General features: G+C 65.5%; 14 protein-coding genes. 11 read left to right on the top strand and 3 right to left on the bottom strand.

Annotation, left to right across the window (positions count from 1 at the left end; translation table 11 throughout):
• The first annotated feature begins 14 nt into the window (after positions 1-14).
• The 4 genes from OU994_RS04225 (at position 15) to OU994_RS04240 (ending at position 7,100) form a co-directional block, all read left to right on the top strand.
• A complete protein-coding gene (locus tag OU994_RS04225) occupies positions 15-4,028 on the top strand; it encodes an FAD/FMN-binding oxidoreductase (RefSeq protein WP_281609743.1) in 4,014 nt (1,337 codons plus the stop codon).
• 2 nt (positions 4,029-4,030) lie between these two features.
• Positions 4,031-4,489, top strand: coding sequence for an HIT family protein (locus OU994_RS04230; RefSeq protein WP_281609744.1), 459 nt, complete (start codon positions 4,031-4,033; stop codon positions 4,487-4,489).
• Between the two features lie 51 nt (positions 4,490-4,540).
• Entirely contained in the window at positions 4,541-4,963 is a 423-nt protein-coding gene (locus OU994_RS04235) for a gamma-butyrobetaine hydroxylase-like domain-containing protein (protein WP_131148012.1), read from the top strand.
• A gap of 400 nt (positions 4,964-5,363) precedes the next feature.
• Positions 5,364-7,100 (top strand): methyl-accepting chemotaxis protein, encoded by a 1,737-nt coding sequence (locus OU994_RS04240; protein ID WP_281609745.1) that lies wholly within the window; start codon positions 5,364-5,366, stop codon positions 7,098-7,100.
• A gap of 94 nt (positions 7,101-7,194) precedes the next feature.
• On the opposite strand, the gene OU994_RS04245 is transcribed toward OU994_RS04240, so the two are convergent.
• Both OU994_RS04245 and OU994_RS04250 read right to left on the bottom strand, forming a co-directional pair.
• Complete coding sequence (locus OU994_RS04245; protein ID WP_281609746.1) at positions 7,195-8,127, bottom strand: sulfonate ABC transporter substrate-binding protein; 933 nt, start codon at positions 8,125-8,127, stop codon at positions 7,195-7,197.
• Positions 8,128-8,146: 19 nt separating this feature from the next.
• On the bottom strand, positions 8,147-9,208 hold the full coding sequence (locus OU994_RS04250; RefSeq protein ID WP_281609747.1) for a LacI family DNA-binding transcriptional regulator: 1,062 nt from the start codon (positions 9,206-9,208) through the stop codon (positions 8,147-8,149).
• Between the two features lie 213 nt (positions 9,209-9,421).
• On the opposite strand from OU994_RS04250, the gene OU994_RS04255 reads away from it, so the two are divergent.
• Positions 9,422-11,671 carry a TonB-dependent receptor gene (locus tag OU994_RS04255; RefSeq protein ID WP_281609748.1) on the top strand — a complete coding sequence of 750 codons (2,250 nt, stop codon included), beginning with the start codon at positions 9,422-9,424 and terminating at the stop codon, positions 11,669-11,671.
• Positions 11,671-12,954: an LLM class flavin-dependent oxidoreductase gene (locus OU994_RS04260; RefSeq protein WP_281609749.1), complete on the top strand. Its 1,284-nt coding sequence runs from the start codon at positions 11,671-11,673 to the stop codon at positions 12,952-12,954. The genes OU994_RS04255 and OU994_RS04260 overlap by 1 nt, the downstream gene beginning before the upstream one ends.
• Before the next feature lie 67 nt (positions 12,955-13,021).
• Here the strand turns inward: OU994_RS04260 and OU994_RS04265 are convergent, their stop codons facing one another.
• Positions 13,022-13,279 (bottom strand): hypothetical protein, encoded by a 258-nt coding sequence (locus OU994_RS04265; RefSeq protein ID WP_281609750.1) that lies wholly within the window; start codon positions 13,277-13,279, stop codon positions 13,022-13,024.
• Between the two features lie 326 nt (positions 13,280-13,605).
• Here OU994_RS04265 and ubiE point away from each other — a divergent pair, with 326 nt between their 5' ends.
• From ubiE to OU994_RS04290, 5 genes are all read left to right on the top strand, one after another.
• On the top strand, positions 13,606-14,340 hold the full coding sequence (gene ubiE, locus OU994_RS04270) for a bifunctional demethylmenaquinone methyltransferase/2-methoxy-6-polyprenyl-1,4-benzoquinol methylase UbiE (RefSeq protein WP_281609751.1): 735 nt from the start codon (positions 13,606-13,608) through the stop codon (positions 14,338-14,340).
• 19 nt (positions 14,341-14,359) lie between these two features.
• Complete coding sequence (locus OU994_RS04275) at positions 14,360-15,319, top strand: Tim44 domain-containing protein (RefSeq protein ID WP_281609752.1); 960 nt, start codon at positions 14,360-14,362, stop codon at positions 15,317-15,319.
• Positions 15,320-15,502: 183 nt separating this feature from the next.
• The gene (locus OU994_RS04280) at positions 15,503-16,138 is read left to right on the top strand and encodes an SCP2 domain-containing protein (protein WP_229420570.1); all 636 of its coding nucleotides are present in this window, start codon (positions 15,503-15,505) and stop codon (positions 16,136-16,138) included.
• On the top strand, positions 16,135-17,703 hold the full coding sequence (gene ubiB, locus OU994_RS04285) for a ubiquinone biosynthesis regulatory protein kinase UbiB (RefSeq protein ID WP_281609753.1): 1,569 nt from the start codon (positions 16,135-16,137) through the stop codon (positions 17,701-17,703). The genes OU994_RS04280 and ubiB overlap by 4 nt, the downstream gene beginning before the upstream one ends.
• Positions 17,704-18,321, top strand: a complete 618-nt coding sequence (locus OU994_RS04290; protein WP_281609754.1) for a methyltransferase — start codon at positions 17,704-17,706, stop codon at positions 18,319-18,321.
• Positions 18,322-18,589 lie beyond the last annotated feature (268 nt).

An 18,589-nucleotide genomic window follows, 5' to 3' on the forward strand; every position in this document is an offset into this window, starting at 1 on the left:
ATCCCCCCGCACACATGAACGCACCAGCACAACTCCAGGTATTGCTCGCAGAATCGCCGGACGGCCACGCGCCGACCCGCGTCCGTGAAATCCCCTACAACTACACATCGTTCTCCGACCGCGAGATCGTCATTCGCCTGCTGGGCGAGGAATCGTGGCAGCTGCTGGACGAGCTGCGCAGTGCCCGCCAGACCGGCCGTTCCGCGCGCATGCTGTACGAGGTACTGGGCGATATCTGGGTGGTTCGCCGCAATCCGTACCTGCAGGACGACCTGCTGGACAACCCGAAGCGCCGCCAGGCGCTGATCGACGCGCTGCACCACCGCCTGTCCGAGGTGGACAAGCGGCGCATGGCCATCGATGCCGGGGAATCGGGCGAAGCCGCCGCGAAGCGCGCCACCAGCGTGGAAAAACTGCTGGCCGCCGCCAGCAAGGCCGTGGCCGATTTCGGCGACGAATTCCGCGTCATGTACGACCTGCGCAAGCGCGCGGTCAAGGTGCTGGGCCGCTACACCGCCAAGCACAACATCTGCTTCGACGGCATGAAGCGCGTCTCGCACGTGACCGACGCCACCGACTGGCGCGTTGAATATCCGTTCGTCGTGCTCACGCCGGATGCCGAAGAGGAAATGGCCGGCCTCGTGAAAGGCTGTATCGAGCTGGGCCTGACGATCATCCCGCGCGGCGGCGGCACCGGCTACACCGGCGGCGCCATCCCGCTGACGCCGATGTCGGCCGTGATCAACACGGAAAAACTGCTGCGCATCGACCCGGTGGAAATGAAGGTGCTTCCTGGCCTCGATCGCGATTACGCTACCATCTACACCGAGGCGGGCGTGATCACGAACCAGGTGTCGGTCGCGGCGGAAAAGGCCGGTTTCGTGTTCGCGGTCGATCCCACCTCGGCGCACGCTTCCTGCATCGGCGGCAATATCGCGATGAACGCGGGCGGCAAGAAGGCCGTGCTGTGGGGCACCGCGCTGGACAACCTGGCCTCGTGGCGCATGGTCGACCCGAACGGCGACTGGCTCGACGTCACGCGCCTGGACCATAACCTGTCGAAGATCCACGACACGCCGCTGGCCCGTTTCAAGCTGGAGTGGACGCACCCGAACGCGAAGGGCGAAGCGAAAGGCGCGCCGTTCAAGACCGAGATCCTGGAAATCGCCGGCCGCAAGTTCCGCAAGGAAGGCCTCGGCAAGGACGTGACGGACAAGTTCCTGGCCGGCCTGCCGGGCATCCAGAAGGAAGGCTGCGACGGCCTGATCACGTCGGGGCGCTGGATCCTGCACAAGATGCCGAAGTTCACGCGTACCGTCTGCCTGGAGTTCTTCGGCCAGGCGCGCGATGCGATTCCTTCGATCGTCGAGATCAAGGATTACCTGGATGGCCTGCCGGCCAAGGGCGAGCAGTTCGCCACGCTGCGCCTGGCCGGCCTGGAGCACCTCGACGAGCGCTACCTGCGCGCCGTCGGCTATGCCACCAAGTCGAAGCGCGGCGTGCTGCCGAAGATGGCCCTGTTCGGCGACATCGTCGGCGACAATGAAGACGCCGTGGCGCTGGCCGCGTCGGAAGTCGTTCGCCTGGCCAATACCCGCGTCGGCGAAGGCTTCGTCGCCGTCAGCCCGGAAGCGCGCAAGAAGTTCTGGCTCGACCGCGCCCGCACGGCGGCGATCGCCAAGCACACCAACGCGTTCAAGATCAACGAGGACGTCGTCATCCCGCTGAACCGGATGGGCGAATACACGGACGGCATCGAGCGCATCAACGTCGAGCTGTCGATCAAGAACAAGCTGCAGCTGGCCACCGCGCTGCGCGAATACTTCGAAGCGGGCAACCTGGCGATCGGCAAGAGCGACGACGCGTCCGAGGATGGCGTGGGCGACGCCGAAATGCTGGGCGACCGCCCGCAGCAGGCGCTGGCGCTGCTCGACCAGGTGCAGGAACGCTGGACCTTCATCCTGGCCAACCTGGACAAGCCGCTGGAATCGGCGCGGCTCGAGCTGTACCAGCTCGGCCTGCAGGAACTGAGCGGCGCGTTCGAGGAGCGCCTGCAGCGCCAGCCGGCCGCCACGCTGTTCGACGTGGTGCAGGACCGCACCGTGCGCATCAGCTGGAAGCAGGAAATCCGCGCCGTGCTGCGCCAGATCTTCAACGGCGCCGCCTACAAGCCGATCCTCGACGAGGCGCAGGCGATCCACAAGAGGATCCTGCGTGGCCGCGTGTTCGTGGCGCTGCACATGCACGCCGGCGACGGCAACGTGCACACCAACCTGCCGGTGAACTCGGACCATTACGAGATGCTGCAGGACGCGCACAAGGCCGTGGCCCGCATCATGACGCTGGCGCGTTCGCTGAACGGCGTGATCTCGGGCGAACACGGCATCGGCATCACCAAGCTGGAATTCCTCACCGAGGATGAAATCGGCGAATTCCGCGACTACAAGCTGCGCGTCGACCCGGAAGGCCGCTTCAACAAGGGCAAGCTGCTGAACCTGCCCGGCATGGATGCGGACCTGCGCAACGCGTACACGCCGTCGTTCGGCCTGATGGGCCACGAATCGCTGATCATGCAGCAAAGCGATATCGGCGAGATCGCCAACAGCATCAAGGACTGCCTGCGTTGCGGCAAGTGCAAGCCGGTCTGCAACACGCACATTCCCCGTGCGAACCTGCTGTATTCGCCGCGCGACAAGATCCTGGCGACGTCGTCGCTGATCGAGGCTTTCCTGTACGAGGAACAGACCCGCCGCGGCATCTCGATCCGCCACTGGGAAGAGTTCGAGGACGTGGCCGACCATTGCACCGTGTGCCACAAGTGCGAAACGCCATGCCCGGTGAACATCGACTTCGGCGACGTGTCGATGAACATGCGCAACCTGCTGCGCAAGATGGACAAGCGCTCGTTCAACCCGACCAAGGCGGCGACGATGTTCTTCCTGAACGCGACCGACGCGGGCACCGTCAACGCGGCGCGCCAGGCGATCGTCGGCGTCGGCGCCAAGGCCCAGCGCCTGGGCAACGAGGTGTTCAAGAAGGTGGCGCGCCAGCAGACCAAGGCACCGCCGCCGACCACGGGCAAGCCGCCGATCCGCGAGCAGATCATCCACTTCGTCAACAAGAAGATGCCGGGCAACCTGCCGAAGAAGACCGCGCGCGCGCTGCTGGATATCGAAGACAACAAGATGATCCCGATCATCCGCGATCCGAAGAAGACCAACGCCAACACGGAAGCGGTGTTCTACTTCCCGGGTTGCGGTTCGGAGCGGCTGTTCTCGCAGGTGGGCCTGGCCACCCAGGCCATGCTGTGGGAGGTGGGCGTGCAGACGGTGCTGCCGCCGGGCTACCTGTGCTGCGGCTATCCGCAGCGTGGCGCGGGCGACTACGACAAGGCCGAGAAGATGATGACGGATAACCGTGTCCTCTTCCACCGCATGGCCAATACGCTGAACTACCTGGACATCAAGACCGTGCTGGTCTCGTGCGGCACCTGCTATGACCAGCTGGCCACGTACGAGTTCGAGAAGATCTTCCCTGGCTGCCGCATCATGGACATCCATGAATACCTGCTGGAGAAGGGCGTCAAGCTGGAAGGCGTGACCGGTACCCGCTACATGTACCACGACCCCTGCCATACGCCGATGAAGCTGCAGGACCCGATGAAGACCGTGAATGCCCTCGTGCAAACGCACGATTCGGTGAAGATCGAGAAGAACGACCGCTGCTGCGGCGAATCGGGCACGCTGGCCGTGGCGCGGCCGGACATCTCCACCCAGGTGCGCTTCCGCAAGGAAGAGGAGATGGTCAAGGGCGCGGACAAGCTGCGCGCCGATGGCTTCGACGGCGACGTGAAGATCCTCACGAGCTGCCCGGCCTGCTTCCAGGGCCTGTCGCGCTTCAACGAGGATTCGGGCACCACCGCCGACTACATCGTCGTGGAAATCGCCCGCCACCTGCTGGGCGAGAACTGGATGCCCGACTACGTGAACCGCGCCAACGACGGCGGTATCGAACGCGTGCTGGTGTAAGCATGGGAGCGGCAGCCTGCGACCTGTGCAACCTGCTGGCGGCACCGCCGGCCGGCGCCGTCATCTGGCAGGATGACGCGCTGGCCGTCGTCGCCGTCGACGAGCCGGGCTACCCCGGCTTCACGCGCGTGGTGTGGCATGCGCACGTGAAGGAGATGACCGACCTGTCTCCTTCCGAGCGCGATCGCGTGATGCGCGCCGTGTGGGCCGTGGAAGCGGCGCTGCGCGACGTGCTCGCGCCGCACAAGGTCAACGTGGCCAGCTTCGGCAACATGACCCCGCACGTGCATTGGCACGTCATCCCCCGCTATGCGGACGATGCGCACTTCCCGAATCCCACCTGGGGCGTGCGCCAGCGCGATCCCGCCGCTGCCGCGCTGGCCGTGCGCACCGCGTTGCTGCCCGAGCTGCACGCCACCATCCGCGAGCGCATGGCGCATGATGCCGACGCCGAGGTTTGACGCATCCCGCATGCTGCATCGAACAACTGAACTGACCTGAGCTGATCCACCATGGCCAACCCTACCGCTATTACCCTGCACAACAAGTCGCGCACCCTGGAAATCGCCTTCGACGATGGCGCGTCGTTCAACATCCCCTTCGAGCTGCTGCGCGTGTATTCGCCATCGGCCGAAGTGCAGGGCCACGGCCCCGGCCAGGAAACGCTGCAGGTCGGCAAGCGCGATGTCGGCATCACCGATCTGGAACCGGTCGGCCAGTATGCGCTGAAGCCGATCTTCACGGACGGCCATGCGTCCGGCCTGTACACCTGGCAGTACCTGTATGACCTGGGCGCCAACCTAGACGCGCGCTGGCACGACTACATCGGCCGCCTGCACGCCGCCGGCTTCTTCGGCGATACCGGCCGCGAACCCGGTGCCGTCCTCCACGGCACGGCTGCCCCTTCCCACCACGGCTGCGGCCACCGGCACTGACCCATCCCGCCGGCGGCGTTCTCGCCAGCAAGCTGTTGTAAAAAACTTGGGGACTGTCCCTCCGGAGGGGACTGTCCCCAAGTTTTTTTCCTGCTGCCGCCGCCACTGACTCATCCCTGCCTGCGCCTTCCGCACCGGCAAGCTGTTGTAAGAAACTTGGGGACTGTCCCTCCGGAGGGGACTGTCCCCAACGTGTTCCCGCGTTGTTTTGCAACCAGCTCGGCAGTTGTCCCGAGCATGTCAACGTTGCATGGGAATGCTGTCGAAGCAGATCGTTCTGACAATATTTTGTTGCTGTGCGGCTACTTTTTGATGGATTGCAGCGGTGCGATATTGTGCGCACCAATGTGCGGCATGAGAATAGTGTTCTCTGACCGTTCCGCATTCCCAGGAAGACTTCATGCCCAAACTTACCGTCCGCTTCAGCCTGATGGCTGCGCTGTGCCTGTTTACCGTGATGATCGCGATCGGCGCGGCGCTTGGCGTGTTCATGATCAACCGTTCCAACAGCGCATTGTCGCTGGTGCAGGATATCGCCCTGGAAACGCAGGCGATCAATGACATCTACAAGGATGCCACGCGGGTACGCTCGAGCCTGAACCGTGCGTACTCGGAAGCGCGCGACGGCGGCCAGGTCGAGGGCAATGGCAGCGCCCTCGGCAATGCCACGAATTACCTGGTCCGTACCCGCAAGGCCCTGGCCGACTTCGTCGCCGCGCCGCCATCCGAAGGGACCGATGTGCAACTGCGCAACGACCTCGTCGCGGCATCGGCACGCATGCTCGATACGCTCGACGCGGGCATCGCCGCGCTGAAGGGCAACGACGTCGCCGGCTTCGCCACGATCAACAGCCGTGACCTGACGCCGCGCGGCGCCGAAATTTCCAAGCTGCTGGAAAAATTCCAGAAAGAGAACACCGAACGCGGCGAAGCGCTGATGAAGGAACGCGATGGCGAGTACCGCCTGGTGCTGTGGCTGGTGGCGCTCGGCCTGGCCGGCGCGCTGGCGCTGGTGGTCGCCATGCACATCTTCCTGCGCAACCTCGTCATCGCACCGCTCGAGCGTGCCGTCGAGCTGCTCGATGGCGTGGCGCATGGCGACCTGACCGCCCGCGTCGATGCGCAAGGCAACAACGAGATCGACCGCCTCATGCGCGGTATCGCGACAATGCAGCAAAGCCTGATCGAGATGGTGTCGAACGTGCGCAGCGGCGCGCAGGCGATCGGTACGGCCGCCAGCGAGGTCGCCATGGGCAACCAGGACCTGTCGTCGCGTACCGAAAGCCAGGCCAGCGCGCTGGAAGAAACCGCCGCCACGATGGAAGAGCTGACGAGCACCGTGAAGAGCACCGCCGACAACACGATGCAGGCCCGCGAGCTGGTCGAAGCGACTTCCACGAAGGCCGCCGCGGGCGGTACCGTCATGGGCCAGATGGCGGAAACGATGGCGGCGATCGATGCCTCGTCGCGCAAGGTGGTCGACATCATCGGCGTGATCGACAGCATCGCCTTCCAGACCAATATCCTGGCGCTGAACGCCGCCGTGGAAGCGGCCCGCGCCGGCGAGCAGGGCCGCGGCTTCGCGGTGGTGGCTTCCGAAGTGCGCACGCTGGCCCAGCGCAGCGCCACGGCGGCCAGGGAGATCAAGGCGCTGATCGACGATTCCGTCGACAAGGTGGGCTCCGGCAGCATGCTGGCGAACCAGGCGGCGCAGGCAATGAACGAGATGGTGACCAGCGTCCAGCGCGTGACCGGCATCGTCGTCGATATCGCCGAAGCCAGCCGCGAGCAGAGCAACGGCATCGCGCAAGTGAACCAGTCGATCACGCAGATGGATGAAGTCACGCAGCGCAATGCGGCGCTGGTGGAGGAAGCGGCCGCCGCCACGCAGGCCATGCAGCACGAGACGGAAAACCTGCTGGGCGCCGTCAGCGCCTTCAAGCTGTCGGGCGATGCCGCGCAGGCTCATGTTCCTGCATCGGCGCCGGCACCTGCCCATGCCGCGGCACGGAAACCGGCACCCGTAAAGCCGGCGGTCGCCTTGCCACGCGCACCCGCCGCCGCGAAGGCGCCGCAGCAGCGTGCGCAGAAGCCGCCCGCCAAGGCCCCCGCTGCGGACGAGTGGGAAGAGTTCTAAGCCTGCAGCGCCGGCCGCGCTGCCTTCTTGATGCATGCGCCGGCCGCGCTGCCTTTATGTTCCTGTGCCGCCTTCATGATTCCAGCAGCGCCCCTTACCGGCGCTGCCAGGTCCACGCCTGCGTGGCGATCGTCACCGTCCGCGGAATCAGCTTTTCGCGGTAGAACAGGTCGGCCACCTTCTGCTGGTTGGCCACGATCGAAGCATCCACCGGCACCACGCCCGCTTTCTGCCGCCCCAGCCACGTGGCGATGACATCCGGCGCCACGCCCACCTGGGGCGCCACCAGCGCCACCATTTCCTGCTGGTGCGTAGTAGCCCATTTGCCGGCCAGGGCGATCTGCTCCAGCAACGTGGCCACCGCCTGGGGTGCGCGTTTCACGAAGGCGCGCGAGGCCAGATAAAAGCCGTTGGCCTGCAACAGGCCCGTGTAGTCGGCCACCACGCGCGCGCCATAGGCTTTCTGTGCCGCCGCGAGATACGGATCCCACACCACCCAGGCATCGACGCTGCCGCCATCGAACGCGGCACGCGCTTCGGAAGGGCCGAGGAAGACCGGCTTCACGTCGCGGATCGTCAGCCCGGCCTTGTCCAGCGCTGCCACCAGCAGCAGGTGCGAGCCGGAGCCCCTGGCGAAGGCGATGCGCTTGCCTTTCAGTTGCGCCACCGTGCGGATCGGCGATCCGGGCTTGACGATGATCGCCTCGCTGGTCACCGGCGGCGGCTCGGCACCCACGTAGACGACGTCGATGCCGGCGGCCTGCGCGAAGATCGGCGGCGGCGCACCCGTGGTGCCGAAATCGATGCTGCCCGCGTTCAGCGCCTCGAGCATTTGCGGCCCGGCGGGGCATTCGATCCACTTCACCGTGGTGCCGGCCGGCGCGAATGCCTTCTCGACGGCGCCCTGGCGCTTCAGCATCGCCAGCAGGCCGCCGCCTTTCTGGAAGCCGATCCGGATCGTCTCGGCCCGTGCCGGCAGCGCGGCAAGCAGCAGCACGGCCAGCAGCGCGGTCAACAACTTCTTCATCGTTTCTCCTTGTTTCAGTTCAGGTGCTTTCACGTTCGATCAATGCGCATTCGAGCAGGTTCAGGCGGGCCGGCTTCGGCTCCGCCGGCAGTTCGCCCAGTGCCTGCAGGATGCGCTGGGCGGCGATCTCGCCGATCTCGCGGCCGGGCGGCCGGATCGTCGTCAGGCTGGGCAGCAGCAGCGGCGAGAACGCGTAGTCGCCGAAGCCCATCAGCGCGCAGCGCCGGGGCACCTGCAGGCCCGCGCGCTGCGATGCCAGCAGGGCGCCGGCCGCCAGGTTGTCGTTGGCGAAGATGATCGCGTCCGCCGCCTTGCGTTCCCCTCGGCGGCTGCGTGTCAGTGCTTCCAGCGCCTGGCGCCCCGCGTCGAACGGCGCTTCCTCCGTCGGCGCATAGGTCCACGGCTCCAGGCCATGCTCCTCCAGCGTGGCCGCATAGCCATCGCGGCGGTCCAGTGCCGACAGGTCGCCCGCCACGCTGTTCTGCACGAAGGCGATGCGGCGGTAGCCTTTCGCCAGCAGATGGCGCGCCGCCTGCACGCCCACCTCGCGGTTCGAATAGCCCACCTGGATCGGCTTGCGGCGCGGCGCGTAATCCCATGTCTCGACGACAGGAATGCCGGCCGCCGCCAGCAGCGCCTCGGTGCCGCGCGAGTGGAAACGGCCCACCACGGCCAGCGCCGCCGGCGACCAGCCGAGGAAGGCGCGCACCGCGTTTTCTTCCTGCTCGGCCGAGAAGTAGCTCGAGGCCAGCAGCAGCTGGTAGCCGTGGCGGGTCAGCGTGTCGTTGAAGCCCTGGATGGTGCTGGCGAAGATCGGTCCCGAGATGTTCGGCACCACCATGCCCACCACCCTGTTGTGGGCCGATGACAGGCCGCCCGCGGCCAGGTTCGGCACATAGTTCAACTGGGCGACCGCGGCATCGATCCGCGCCCCCAGCTCCTCCGAGACATAGCCGTTCTTCTTCAGGTAGCGCGATACCGTGATCGAGCCGACGCCGGCCAGCTTGGCGACGTCATGGATCGTGGCGCGCCCGGAACCACGGCGTTTCCTGGCTTGCCCAGGCATATTCTCAAACGACATATCGATGCTCCATTTGATTCTTTGACTTCATTTTTGCCTTCGCCGACACTGCGACGGTATCGGTACCATACAAAAAAGTCTAGCAGTCTTCGCATCGGGCACCAAGCTGGTTTTCCGCAGGTGCAGAATGGTTTTTCGCATATTGGGGATCTCATGAAACGGCAGCAACGCAGTCAGCAACAAACGAACAGGCATCGGAACATACACCTCGGCGTGGCCGCCGGATTGCTGCTCGGCGCGCGGCTTGCCGCTGCTGCGGAAACGGCTCCGGAGCCAACGCCGGCACCGGAGCCGGCCGCGCAAGGCGAAGCGGTGGTGGCCTCGGTCACCGTGACGGCAACGCGCCGCACGGCATCGCTGCAATCGGTACCGCTCGCGGTATCGGTGGTCAGCGGCGAGCAGCTGGAGCTGGCCAACCGCACCAGCATCGACAAGGTGGTGCAGGAGATTCCCAGCGCCGCGTTCCGCCAGCAGGGCGGCAACAAGGACTCGACCCTGTTCGTCCGTGGCATCGGTACCATATCGACCTCGCCGGGCGTCGAACCCACGGTCTCCACCGTGGTCGACGGCGTCGTGTACGCCCGCCCGGGCCAGGCCACGATCGACCTGCTGGACATCGACCGCATCGAAGTGCTGCGCGGCCCGCAAGGCACGCTGTTCGGCAAGAACGCTTCGTCCGGCGTGCTGAACATCGTCAGCCGCACGCCGTCCGAACAGCTGGCCGGCTATGTCGATGCCTCGGCATACACCGGCAATGAAAGGCGTATAAGGGCCGGCGTCAGTGGCGCCTTGCAGCCGGGCGTGCTGCGCGCATCGATCAACGCGGCGTATGCGGATTACGACGGCAATGTGAAGAACGTGCATGCCGGCGGCGGCCGGGTGAACGGCCACGAACGCCGTGGCGTGCGTGGCCGGCTCGACATCACGCCGGATGCGGACACCGATATCTCGCTGATCGCCGATTACCTGAGATCGGAAAGCTCACCCACCGTGGTGGCATACAAGCAGGCCAGCGCGCCGTTTGCCCAGGCACTGCTGCCGGTCGTCGCCAGTGCCGAAAACCGCCAGGTCAGCTTCGACCTGCCCCACGCGATCGACGACACCAACAAGGGTCTTTCGGCGCAGGTGAACTGGCGCCGCAACGGCTACACGCTGACCTCGATCACGGCATGGCGCGCGTGGGACAACACGCAGCACACCACCACCTCGGCGATCGGCAACAGTGCCGAGGTGGCGCGCATCACGGGCGCTTATCCGGCCACGCGCGACATCGGCACGCTGGCGTTCACGCAGGCATCGCAGGAACTGCGCATCGCGTCGCCACGCATCGAGCTGGCTTCCCTGGGCGCGTTCGACTACGTGGCCGGGCTGTTCTACCTGCATGGCAAGGACCGCGAAACCTATCAAAGGATCGTCACCACCAACGCCACCAGCAACGGCGCCACGGCGGCCACCAATAACGGCCGTGCCGACTACGGCATCGAGAGCGACAGCTATTCGGCCTTCGGCGAAGCCACTTTCCACTTCAGCCCGGCATGGCGCGCGATCGCCGGTGCGCGCTGGACGCGCGATGAACTCGCGTATGACCACGTACGCACGTCGACTCAGAACAGCGCCTTCCCGGGCGTGCAGCCTGGTACACGGAGCGCTGGCGACACGGCCTCCAGCGGCTGGTCGGGGCGCCTCGGCCTGCAGCACGATTTCTCGCCGGCGGTGACGGCCTACGGCACCTGGTCGCGCGGCTACAAGGGCCCGGCCTACAACGTGTTCTTCAACATGCTGCCGCGCGATACGCTGGCGCTGGCACCGGAGACATCGAGCTCCTTTGAACTGGGCGTCAAGGCCGCCGCGTTCAACCGCCGGCTCACGGCCAACCTGGCGCTGTTCCACACCGGCTACGCCAACTACCAGGCCAATTTCTATGACACGGTGGCCGGCGCGGTCGTCACGCGCCTCGTCAACGCGGGCGACGTATCCACGCGCGGCGTGGAGCTGGACGTGACGGCGCGCCCCACGGCGCGGCTGACCTTCACTGGTGCATTCGCCTGGACCGATGCGCAGGTGGATGCGTTCAACTGCCCGGCGAACGCCGCCGCGTCGTGCAACCTGGATGGCAAGACGCTGCCGTTCGCGCCGCGCTTCAAGGGCTTCGTGCGCGGCGCGTACCGGGTGCCGCTGGCCAGCAGCCACGAGATCAACCTGAACCTCGACTACAGCTACCAGAGCCGCACGCAGTTCGACCTGTTCCAGTCGCCGGACGCGATCCAGCCGGGCTACGGCATCGTCAACGCGGCGATCGAACTGGCCCAGCCGGCGGCCGGCTGGCGCATCGCCCTGGTCGGCAAGAACCTGGCCGACAAGTCGTATGCGACCAACCTCGTCACCGGTACCGGCACCGTGCACCGCGTGGTACCGCGTGACGACCGCCGCTATGTCGGCGTCACCGCGCGCAAGGAGTTCTGATGGCCGCGCGCAAGCAACTGAGCCTGACGGCTTTCCTGATGCGCCACGGCCACCATGTGGCGGCGTGGCGGCATCCCGATACCGATCTCGTGTCGCCGCCGTTCGAGGTCTATCGCGACGCCGTGCAGCGCGCCGAACGGGCCTGCCTGGACGCTATCTTCCTGGCCGACAGCGTGGCGTTGACGGGGGCGCCGTCGGTCGAGCCGATCACGCTGCTGTCGGCGCTGGCCGCCGTCACCAGCCGCATCGGCCTTGTCGCCACGGCCACCACCACCTACAACGAGCCGTACACGGTGGCGCGCCAGTTCGCCTCGCTCGACAGTATCTCGAACGGCCGCGCGGGCTGGAACCTGGTCACCTCCGACAATGCCGCGGAAGCCGCGAACTTCGGCCGCGAACGCCATGTCGACCATGCCGCGCGCTATGCCCGGGCCCGCGAATTCCATGACGTGGTCGACGGCCTGTGGCAGGGTTGGGAAGAGGGGGCGTTCGTCAACGACAAGGCGGGCGGCCGGCTGCTCGACTCGGCGAAGATCCGCCGGCTGGATTACCGCGGCGAGCACTTTGCCGTGTCCGGACCGCTCAACGTGCCACCCAGCCCGCAGGGCAAGCCGGTGGTGGTGCAGGCCGGCAGTTCGGCAACGGGCCGCGAACTGGCCGCCGCCACGGCCGACGTGGTGTTCACGGCACAGGCGACGCTGGCCGATGCGCAGGCGTTTTACCGTGACATGAAGGGAAGGGTCGAGCGGCACGGCCGTGCGTCGGACAGCCTGCGCATCATGCCGGGAATCTTTGCCGTCGTCGGCGCATCGGAGCAGGAGGCGCAGGACAAGTTCGGCCTGCTGCAGGGTCTGATCGAGCCCAAGGCGGGCCTCGCACTGCTGGGGCGCATGATCGGCAACTTCGACCTGTCGGGCTATCCGCTCGACGGTCCGCTGCCGGACTTGCCGGTCACGCAGGACGGCCAGCGCAGCCGCCAGCAACTGCTCACTGCGATCGCGCAAGGCGAAAATTTATCGATCCGGCAACTGTATGAACGCATCGCCGGCGGCCGCGGCCATTTCACCGTGATCGGCACGGTGGAACAGGTGGCGGACCAGATGCAGGCGTGGTTCGAAGGTGGCGCGGCGGACGGCTTCAACCTGATGCCGCCGACCTTGCCGGGCGGGCTGGATGACGTGCTCGGCCTGGTCGTGCCGGAATTGCAACGGCGGGGCTTGTTCCGCAGCCGCTACGAAGGCACCACGCTGCGCAGCCACCTGGGGCTGCAGCAGAAGAGGTAAGGGCACGGCAGAGCGCGGTACGGCAGGTGTCCTGCTGCGCCGCGGTGCGGCGCCATGTGAAACCGGATCAGTTGACCGCGCCGGCGCGGCGGCGCTGCACGTATTCCTCGTAGCGGCGCTGTTCGCGTTCCCAGATATAACGGAACGCGGCACGGGCGGCCGGCGGCAAGGTACGGATCGCCTCGGCATTGAACGCCATCGGTGCAGGCGGCTTGCCACCCTGGGCGCGGCGCGCCTGCGCATCCGTTGCGTCGATCATCTGGCGGGTCGCCTCATCGATCTCCGGAAAATAAATATCCTTGGGGAGTTGATGTTGAAGCTCCATTGTCTTCCTCCGTATCAGTAGACAGATGCCGTGTCGGAAAGACCGGCTTGCTCACTTAACGCAGCCTTGCCGAAGCTGGTTGACAGATTTTTGAAAAACTGGTGGAAATTGCATATTCGTCAAGGTGTATGGCGATGAAGCACCGTGTATTGGCCTGGCCGATGGCTGCGGATCCGCACTTTCCCACTACGACGGAGCGCCGGGCGGCCCCCGGGCGCTGCCTCCTGGATGACGCTTGTATAATGCCGGGAAATCAACCCGTCCCGCTGTATTGTCCACTGTACTTGTCCACCGTACTGTCCACTGCACTCACCGCACCTACGCAAATGACCAACACCACCCATTTCGGCTACAAGACCGTCAACGAGGATGAGAAAGTAAAGGAAGTCGCCAAGGTCTTCCATTCCGTCGCCGCCAAGTACGATGTGATGAACGACCTGATGTCCGGCGGCCTGCACCGCATCTGGAAGACGTTCACCATTGCCAACGCGGGCGTGCGCCCGGGCATGAAGGTGCTGGACATTGCCGGCGGTACGGGCGACCTGGCCAAGGCCTTCGCGAAGCAGGCAGGGCCGACTGGCGAAGTCTGGCTTACCGATATCAACGAATCGATGCTGCGCGTGGGCCGCGACCGGCTCTTGAACAAGGGTCTCGTCACCCCCACCTTGTTGTGTGATGCGGAAAAGCTGCCGTTTCCCGACAATTATTTCGACCGTGTCAGTGTGGCCTTCGGCTTGCGCAACATGACGCACAAGGACCAGGCGCTGGCGGAAATGCGCCGCGTGCTCAAGCCCGGCGGCAAGCTGCTGGTGCTGGAATTCTCGAAAGTCGCGGAAGCGCTGCAAAAACCGTATGACCTGTATTCGTTCTCGGTGTTGCCATGGCTGGGCAAGCGCATCGCCAACGATTCGGAAAGCTACCGTTACCTTGCCGAATCGATCCGCATGCACCCCGACCAGGAAACGCTGAAGACGATGATGCAGGCGGCAGGACTGGAGCGGGTCCAGTATTACAACCTGACGGCAGGTGTGGCCGCTTTACATACCGGCATCAAACTGTAATCAACTCTAGGACAAAGCCATGAAACTGAAAAAACTCCTGGTTGGCGCCACCCTCGCGCTGGCCGCCATTTCCATGACGGCGGAGCTCGCCGCGCGCCCGATGGGCGGCGGCAAATCGTTCGGCCGCCAGTCGCAGAGCGTGAAGAACATGGCGCCACGCCAGGCGCAGCCGGCCACGCCGCAGCAACAGAACGCGGCGCGTCCCGCCAACCAGGCCACGCCGGCGCCGGCCATGCCGGCCAAGAAGCCGAGCATGTGGAAGGGCATCCTCGGCGGCGCACTGCTGGGCCTGGGCCTGGGCGCGCTGCTGTCGCACCTGGGCATCGGCGGCGCGCTGGCCAGCGCCATCGGCACGATCCTCACGTTCGCGCTGATCGCCGCGGCCATCTTCTTCATCTGGCGCCTGATCAAGGGCAAGTCGCAGGGTAACCGTCCTCAGCCGGCCAGCGCCTACGCCGGCGGTTTCGGCGGCGGCAATGGCGGCTTCGGCAACCCGGCACCGCAGGGTGGCTCGGCCACGCCGGAAATCGGTTCGCGCCTGCAGCCGTCCGGTTTCGACCTGAACAAGGCAGCCCCGGCACAGGCGCCGCACCAGCAATGGGGCGTGCCGGCCGACTTCGACCAGGCCGCGTTCCTGCGCCATGCCAAGAGCAATTTCATCCGCCTGCAGGCCGCCTGGGACAAGAGCGACGTGAACGATATCCGTGAATTCACGACGCCGGAAGTGTTTGCCGAACTGCGCATGCAGATCCAGGAACGCAACGGCAAGGCCGACTACACGGACGTGGTGGAAATCGAAGCCGAACTGCTGGGCATTGAAAACACCGGGACCGAGTATGTTGCCTCGGTGCAGTTCTCCGGCCGCGTCAAGCCGGCCCCGGATGCGCTGCCCGAACCGCTGAACGAAGTGTGGAACCTGGTCAAGCCGGTCAACGGCGATGCCGGCTGGCTGCTGGGCGGTATCCAGCAGGTCGCCTGAGGTTCCTCATCGGGCGTCCTGTATTACGCGTCCTGTATTACGCGTCCTGTATCGAGCATCGCCATCAGCGCTTGATGACCATCGTGCAGGGTTAATCCCCTGCAAACTGGTAAGATCGAAACCGCCCCGGATTTCCTGGGCGGTTTTGTTTTTTTGCGCTCCCTAATTTGCGTCGCTGACCACATGTTCCCATTCCCCAGTGCCTTGCCGACCCTGTCGATGCCGGCCGCCGCCACCATCAACCACCTGCTGGCGCAGGAGCCCTGGGCTCGCGCCGAGCTGAAGCAATACGCGGGCAGGGTGGCCCGCATCGATGCGTCGCCCGTCGAGCTGCGCCTGCGCGTGGCCGCGGACGGTATGGTCGAGGCCGCGACTGCCGGGCAGGCGGCCGCCGTCACGATCCGGATGAAGCTGTCCGACCTGCCGCTGATCGCGCAAAACCGCGAGCGGGCGTTTTCCTATGTGCAGATCGAAGGCGATGCCGAATTCGCCAACGCGATCTCGCGGCTGTCGCAGGCGCTGCGCTGGGAGGCCGAGCACGACCTGGAGAAGCTGGTAGGGCCGGTGGCGGCGGTGCGCATGGTGGCGGGCGCGAAATCGGCGCTGGCATCGCTGAAGAACGGGCACCGCAAGGCAACGGAAAACGTCGCCGAGTACTTTCTCGAGGAAAACCCGGTGCTCGTACGGCCCGTGACAGCCCAGGCTTTCGCCGGCGACGTCACGCGCCTGCGCGACGATGTCGAGCGTTTCGCCAAGCGGCTGGAAAAGCTGGAACAGAAGATCAACAATAAAACCAAGCAAAGCGTCCACCCTCGATGATCCTGAAATTCCTTCGCCTGTTCAAAATCCTGCGCGTGATCGTCAAGTATGGCCTCGACGAAATCGCGATTTCCGGCTTCGACAAGCCCGGCATCAACCGCTTCTTCGACACGGCCTTTTTCTGGCGCGATATCTCGACGGCGCGGGCCATCCGCCTGCGCATGGCGCTGGAAGAGCTGGGCCCCATCTTCGTGAAGCTGGGGCAGGTGCTGTCCACCCGCAGCGACCTGCTGCCTCCCGACCTGATCGCCGAACTGTCCAAGTTGCAGGACCGCGTGCCGCCCTTCGATTCCGACCTGGCGGTGGCGCAGATCGAGCGTTCGCTGGGGGCCCACCCGGACCAGCTGTTCGCCCGTTTCGAGCGCGTGCCGGTGGCTTCGGCGTCGATTGCGCAGGTGCACTTCGGCGCGCTGCCGGACGGCACGCCGATCGCCGTCAAGGTGCTGCGCCCCGGCATGAAGAAATTGATCGACGAAGACGTGGCCCTGATGAACCTGGCCGCCGACATGATCAACCGGCTGTGGAAGGATGCCCACCGCCTGAAGATGAAGGAAGTGGTCGCCGAGTTCGACAAGTACCTGCACGACGAGCTGGACCTGATGCGCGAGGCCGCCAACGCGGCCCAGCTGCGGCGCAACTTCGCCGAGTCGAACCTGCTGATGGTGCCCGAGATGTACTGGGATTACTGCTCCAGCGACGTGATCACGATGGAACGCATGACCGGCATCCCCGTGTCGCAGATCGACCGGCTGGTGGAAGCCGGCGTCGACATGAAAAAGCTCAGCAGCGATGGCGTGGAGATTTTCTTCACGCAAGTGTTCCGCGATGGCTTCTTCCATGCCGACATGCACCCGGGGAATATCCTCGTGTCGATCGACCCGGCCACGTTCGGCCGCTACATCGCGCTGGACTTCGGCATCGTCGGCACGCTGAACGACTACGACAAGGATTACCTGTCGCAGAACTTCCTGGCGTTCTTCCGCCGCGACTACAAGCGGGTGGCCGAGGCCCACATCGAATCGGGCTGGGCGCCCAAGGACACCCGGGTCGACGAGCTGGAGGCGGCCGTGCGGGCGTGTTGCGAACCGATCTTCGACCGGCCGCTGAAGGACATCTCGTTCGGCCAGATTTTGCTACGCTTGTTCCAGACATCGCGCCGTTTCAATGTCGAGGTGCAACCTCAGCTGGTGCTGCTGCAAAAGACGCTGCTCAATATCGAAGGCATGGGCCGCGTGCTGGACCCGGACCTGGATTTGTGGAAGACCGCACGCCCGCACCTGGAGCGCTGGGTATCGGAGCAGGTGGGCTGGCGCGGGCTGGTGGACAAGCTGAAGGCGGAAGCGCCCCGGTATTCGCACATCCTGCCGCAGTTGCCGCGCCTGACGCATCAGGCGCTGACGGCGCTGGGCGAGCGCGACAACAGTACCAACGAGTTGCTGCGGCAACTTGCGGAAGAGCAGCGCCGCACCAACCGTTTACTGAGCTTTTTCGTTTATTTCGTCGGTGCATTCGTGGCTGGGGCCGTCGGCTTCCAGGCCTGGCTGCGCTGGCATGGAGTGATGTGAATGCCTGAATTCGATACGCGCGACCCCCTCGATCCCGGTTTTTGGGATGAACGCTTCGCCCAGCAGTTCATGCCCTGGGACCTGGGCGGCATTCCCGAGCAGCTGCGCCGCCTGGTCGCTTCGCGCGATGCCGCGGCCGATGCGGCGGTCGTGCCGCCCGTCGCCCTGATCCCGGGTGCCGGCTCCGCCTACGAGCTGGACCTGATGTGCGAGGCCGGCTGGGAAGCGCTGGCCATCGATTTCTCGCCCATCGCGGTGGCGCGGGCGAAACAGGTGGTCAAGCGCTGGCCCGAGCGGATCGTGCAGGCCGATTTCTTCGCCTGGCAACCGCCGCAGGCACTGGACGTGATCTACGAACGCGCCTTCCTGTGCGCGCTGCCGCCGGAACACCAGCCGCGCGTGGTGCAGCGCTGGGCCGACCTGCTGCCGCACGACGGCTTGCTGGCCGGCTATTTCTTCTTCGGCGACACGCCCAAGGGCCCGCCGTTCGGCATCGCCCGCGCCGAGTTGGACGCGCTGCTGGCGCCGCATTTCACGCTTGTCGAGGACGAACCCGTCCCCGATTCGCTGCCCGTCTTCGACGGCCAGGAGCGGTGGATGGAGTGGCGGCGCCGCTAGCGCTTCCATAGCTGAGCCCGTGTCAGCGTGCCTGGAAGGAGTGATCCCTTGCAAGGGATCACCGCATTGCAGGCGAGCAGCCGTGCTGCCCGAAGGTGCAGCCCTGCAGGGCTGCACCGTTCTGCAGGCGCAGAGCAGTGCTCTGCGAAACCCCTGCGCCACTCCCTGCAATGGAAGGAGTGATCCCTTGCAAGGGATCACCGCATTGCAGGCGAGCAGCGGTGCTGCCCGAAGGTGCAGCCCTGCAGGGCTGCACCGTTCTGCAGGC

The organism is Pseudoduganella sp. SL102 (assembly GCF_027856995.1).
Lineage (GTDB): Bacteria > Pseudomonadota > Gammaproteobacteria > Burkholderiales > Burkholderiaceae_D > Rugamonas > Rugamonas albidiflava.

What these genes read in the sequence shown, in the direction of transcription:
- OU994_RS04290 (WP_281609754.1), top strand. Translation starts at nt 17,704, where the DNA reads ATGCCTGAATTCGATACGCGCGACCCCCTCGATCCCGGTTTTTGGGAT.
- OU994_RS04235 (WP_131148012.1), top strand. Translation starts at nt 4,541, where the DNA reads ATGGCCAACCCTACCGCTATTACCCTGCACAACAAGTCGCGCACCCTG.
- OU994_RS04250 (WP_281609747.1), bottom strand. Translation starts at nt 9,208, where the DNA reads ATGTCGTTTGAGAATATGCCTGGGCAAGCCAGGAAACGCCGTGGTTCC.
- ubiE (WP_281609751.1), top strand. Translation starts at nt 13,606, where the DNA reads ATGACCAACACCACCCATTTCGGCTACAAGACCGTCAACGAGGATGAG.
- OU994_RS04280 (WP_229420570.1), top strand. Translation starts at nt 15,503, where the DNA reads ATGTTCCCATTCCCCAGTGCCTTGCCGACCCTGTCGATGCCGGCCGCC.
- OU994_RS04240 (WP_281609745.1), top strand. Translation starts at nt 5,364, where the DNA reads ATGCCCAAACTTACCGTCCGCTTCAGCCTGATGGCTGCGCTGTGCCTG.
- OU994_RS04260 (WP_281609749.1), top strand. Translation starts at nt 11,671, where the DNA reads ATGGCCGCGCGCAAGCAACTGAGCCTGACGGCTTTCCTGATGCGCCAC.
- OU994_RS04265 (WP_281609750.1), bottom strand. Translation starts at nt 13,279, where the DNA reads ATGGAGCTTCAACATCAACTCCCCAAGGATATTTATTTTCCGGAGATC.
- OU994_RS04245 (WP_281609746.1), bottom strand. Translation starts at nt 8,127, where the DNA reads ATGAAGAAGTTGTTGACCGCGCTGCTGGCCGTGCTGCTGCTTGCCGCG.
- ubiB (WP_281609753.1), top strand. Translation starts at nt 16,135, where the DNA reads ATGATCCTGAAATTCCTTCGCCTGTTCAAAATCCTGCGCGTGATCGTC.
- OU994_RS04225 (WP_281609743.1), top strand. Translation starts at nt 15, where the DNA reads ATGAACGCACCAGCACAACTCCAGGTATTGCTCGCAGAATCGCCGGAC.
- OU994_RS04230 (WP_281609744.1), top strand. Translation starts at nt 4,031, where the DNA reads ATGGGAGCGGCAGCCTGCGACCTGTGCAACCTGCTGGCGGCACCGCCG.
- OU994_RS04275 (WP_281609752.1), top strand. Translation starts at nt 14,360, where the DNA reads ATGAAACTGAAAAAACTCCTGGTTGGCGCCACCCTCGCGCTGGCCGCC.